The sequence below is a fragment of the Cupriavidus sp. 05T313 genome, assembly GCF_056396665.1.
The window spans coordinates 1-3483 of sequence record NZ_JBFTLX010000417.1 but is presented as its reverse complement, the minus strand read 5'-3'; the positions used below and the strand labels follow the sequence as shown (position 1 = coordinate 3483).

Sequence of the window (3483 nt, the reverse complement as noted above, 5' to 3'; positions counted from 1 at the left end):
ATATCAGAGGAGTACTGGCCTTCTTTACGCCCGTCGTGTCTCGCGATGGTCAAGGCGATGTTCCTAAACTCGCTCTTGCCGAAACCGCGACAAACACCCCTCGCCAAACCTCAAAATTGGCGGGACGTAACACCTGGGGCACATCCTTAAGCGACAGCAGGGTGGACATTGACTCCGAGTGCGGGTCTTTCAGGTGCAGTGGATTGAAGTCGAACCGCAGGTGCGGCAGCAGGGGGGGTCCAATCAGGATTGCCACGCATGTGATCAACAAAACCGGCTTGCGATGGCGCTCGAAGAAACTGTCGACGGGGGCCAACCATGCAAAGCCGGGAATGCTGGTCTCGCCGGGAGGGTGTAACACGGTGATCAGTGCCGGCAGTAGCGTGATCGTGTTGGCAAAGGCGATGATCATGCCGGAACCGGCGATCTTGCCCAGTTCCGCAAGGCCGCGGTAGCTGGTCGGTACGAAGGAGAAGAAGGCGGCTGCAGTGGCTGCAGCTGCTAGTGCCAATGGCATCCCCACGCTTTGCGCAGCCCGAGAGAGCGCCAGCGCCAAGTTACTGTATCGATACCGTCTGGCGCGATAGCGCACGCCGAACTGAATCCCGAAATCCACGCCAAGCCCGATGAACAGCACGGCGAAGGCAATGGATATCATGTTGAGCGAACCCACTAGGAAGAGGCCGAACGCCGCGGTCAGGACCAAGCCCGCAAACACATTCACCAAGACTGCCAGGATCAGCCGGGGCGAGTGCAATGCCAACCAGAGAATCAGGATTACCACCAGCGTAGTGAGTGCCCCGTTGACCAGAGCGCCGTCTTTGACAGAGGAGAACTCGTCGTCAGCCAGCGGCTGCGGTCCGGTCAACCTTACCGCGGCGCCGTAGCGCTCCCGCAATCGCAACTGCGCTGCGGCAGCATTGGATGGCGTCGGAAGCCTTGGCGCCGGCCTCCAGGTCGCTAAAGTCCAGTATCGGGCTGACAGACACAAAGCTGCTGGCTTGGCCTTCCGGACCCAGCTGTGGCATGCCTGCCAGCGCGGACCATGAAAGAGCGGCCGGCTTACCCGCCAGCACCTGCTCGACAGTCGCAGCGCTGTTGCCCAACAGGCGCGCCATATCGCCCAGCTTGACTTGCCCGATCTGCAGCGGTAGCGCCAGCGTTGTCGAAAGTGTGTCGGCAAGACCGCGCAGCGACGGGCCGTGCGCCAGGGCGTTGAGCAGTGGGCGCGCCTGCACGAGCTGGCCAGTCATGTCGCGCAATTCGTCGTTGGACAGGAAGAGCAAACCGTTGCGCGAAAAGAAATCGCCTCCGCCTGGCTGGCTTACCATGCGAAAGCGTGTCGGCTGCCGACGCAGCGCTTCGGCCAGCGCGTCGGCTGCGGCGCCTGCGAGTTCGCTAGCCGGCGCTTGCACGACGGCCAGAATCAGGTTATCCCGCTGTGGAAACGCTGCACTAAGCGCGGCATCGCGTCGAGCCCAGGGCTCGTTCGTGTCAATCAGGCGACCGATATCAGTGTTGATGGAAAAATGCCTTGCGGCATAGATGCCTCTGGCGAGCGTGAGTAGCAGAGTCGCGACGATGACACCCCAGGCGTGGCGATTGGCGAAACGGACAGTGTGGGTGATCTGCTTCGTCAGGGCTGGGCGACTATATTCTCGCCAATCGGGCGACCGAACCCGAGGTGGCAACTGGCTTCGCTTCGCTCTATCGGCATAAAACTGCCACTTGGCATGCAAACCACTATGCTGGATGCCTTTGTCTCCAGGCTCTTCAGCTCAGTTGCCGGCAGTTCGCTCAACTCAAACTGACAATAGAGATTTCGCTGCCGGAAGGTCGCCTTTGGCCGCATCAGGCCGGCGACCAATGCCGTCGGCGATTTGACTGCGATGTTCTCTTGTCTGCGATATTCCACGCGTATTCCTGCCTTCTGACCGAGCCGACCCAGTTCATCGCGTCTGAACCTGATGCCGCAGAAGTCGTTGCAGCGCGCATATCAGCGCGACCTAGAGGCGATCGAGCGCTGGCAACGGGACACGTATCCTGCCATTTGCCAAGCAGGCTCGTGAGGAAAACGCCGACATCTTCTTCAGGGATGATCGTATAGAGCCCCCATGCGTTGATCACGGCGCTCCCCGACCCGACGCGGGTCGGAAGTGACCGTAAGACGGGAAGTCAGCCGGAGATCAGGTCGCATTTCATGCAGACATCGGACGAATTGGCCTGCCATTGATATGCCTGTGACGCTTGTACCTCTGCCGGTAGCGCGCGGCGCGGCATCAGCGTAAACCCGTGACGACTAAAGTAAGTCGCAAAGCGCATCGCTAACATCACTGCTTGTCGACACCCTCCAGCTCGGGCGCGCATGAGTGCAGCTTGCACCAGAGACGAAGCGATACCACGGTCGCGGTAATCGGCAAGCACGGCAACGGGCCCGATGATTGCGGTGTCACCATGCCGTTCCACGCCAGCACAACCGACGATCAAGGATTCGGTGACGGCGATATGGAATGTAGTTGCAAATAGATTGAGGGCCGAAGCATCAAGCCCGCATTGTTCGAGGATGCTAATAATCTGTGGCGCTTGGCCGGTGACGGCAGCGCGAATGGAAATGCCTCTCATTTTGACCCCTCTCGCTTCGGCGTTTAGCCGGTTTTTTTCGCGACTTCATCATGGTGTGCTACCACCGTTTTATTTGTTATGTCGTGTAAAGATTCCCACAGGGCCGGGTGGCCTTTGGAGTCAACCACGGTTCGGCAGTCGGACCGCCGCTGGCGAGTATGGTTATGAGTCTCCCTTCCGACTATCCCCCAATCGTGTTACGCGTTGCAAAACGCCATCACGGCGCCATCACAACGGCCGAACGCCCAGCAACTTGGGCCATTTGTGTTGTCCAGCATCTTGGCGACGATTCAATGTCCTGCGATATCAATCTGTCGGCGGCGCCATACCAAGCCATCCAATGCTGAGACAGGCCGCATGGCGTGAAGTGTAGTAAAGATGCTACGCAAAGTCCGAGCGCAAAGCCAGTAAAATCAATAAGTTAGCGATTTTACGTACTAACATTACTGTGCGCCGGGAGACCGGCAAAGGATAAACGGTGCAAGTCCGTTACGATGAAGAGCTAGCAACTCACGTCGGCCCCGTGTCGTGCGTAGACGCCCGCGAGGACGTCTGCGAAGCGTCGGCAAGGGGACGTGCAGGCCAGCCATTGAGCCACGATATTTAGATAGTCCTGGGTGTCGACATGCTAGTAATCATGGAAGGCAATACGACTGGCTGCGATAGAGCGAGTGGCCGGTCGACCCAGCGTGGTCTAAGAACCCGTTTGATAATTCAGGGATGGGCGATTCTGCGTAGCAGCAGCCCGCCCATTGCGATATAGACCATGGCCTCGGACACATCAGGACGTCGCTCGTAGTCCCTGACAAGGCGACGCCAGCGAACCATCCAACCGAAGGTACGTTCACCGAAGGTACGTTC

Annotated in this window: 4 protein-coding genes and 2 pseudogenes; 1 reads left to right on the top strand and 5 read right to left on the bottom strand. The window is 58.9% G+C overall.

Annotated features, from left to right (window positions below):
* Positions 1–49: 49 nt before the first annotated feature.
* Genes AC1DKD_RS40070 through AC1DKD_RS40060 form a run of 3 tightly spaced genes read right to left on the bottom strand, consistent with a single transcriptional unit; the run spans position 50 to position 1969 of the window.
* On the bottom strand, positions 50–868 hold the full coding sequence (locus AC1DKD_RS40070) for an MMPL family transporter (RefSeq protein WP_477144635.1): 819 nt from the start codon (positions 866–868) through the stop codon (positions 50–52).
* On the bottom strand, positions 843–1739 hold the full coding sequence (locus AC1DKD_RS40065) for a hypothetical protein (RefSeq protein WP_477144634.1): 897 nt from the start codon (positions 1737–1739) through the stop codon (positions 843–845). The genes AC1DKD_RS40070 and AC1DKD_RS40065 overlap by 26 nt, the downstream gene beginning before the upstream one ends.
* Positions 1637–1969 (bottom strand): hypothetical protein, encoded by a 333-nt coding sequence (locus AC1DKD_RS40060; RefSeq protein WP_441628288.1) that lies wholly within the window; start codon positions 1967–1969, stop codon positions 1637–1639. The genes AC1DKD_RS40065 and AC1DKD_RS40060 overlap by 103 nt, the downstream gene beginning before the upstream one ends.
* Here AC1DKD_RS40060 and AC1DKD_RS40055 point away from each other — a divergent pair.
* A pseudogene (locus tag AC1DKD_RS40055) lies at positions 1953–2100 on the top strand (IS630 family transposase); the annotation flags it as partial. The gene AC1DKD_RS40060 and the pseudogene AC1DKD_RS40055 sit on opposite strands and share 17 nt — an antisense overlap.
* Positions 2101–2175: 75 nt before the next feature.
* Here the strand turns inward: AC1DKD_RS40055 and AC1DKD_RS40050 are convergent.
* Positions 2176–2622: a GNAT family N-acetyltransferase gene (locus AC1DKD_RS40050; RefSeq protein ID WP_477104678.1), complete on the bottom strand. Its 447-nt coding sequence runs from the start codon at positions 2620–2622 to the stop codon at positions 2176–2178.
* 714 nt (positions 2623–3336) lie between these two features.
* Positions 3337–3483, bottom strand: a pseudogene (locus AC1DKD_RS40045) (IS5/IS1182 family transposase); the annotation flags it as partial.

What these genes read in the sequence shown, in the direction of transcription:
- AC1DKD_RS40050 (WP_477104678.1), bottom strand. Translation starts at nt 2,622, where the DNA reads ATGAGAGGCATTTCCATTCGCGCTGCCGTCACCGGCCAAGCGCCACAG.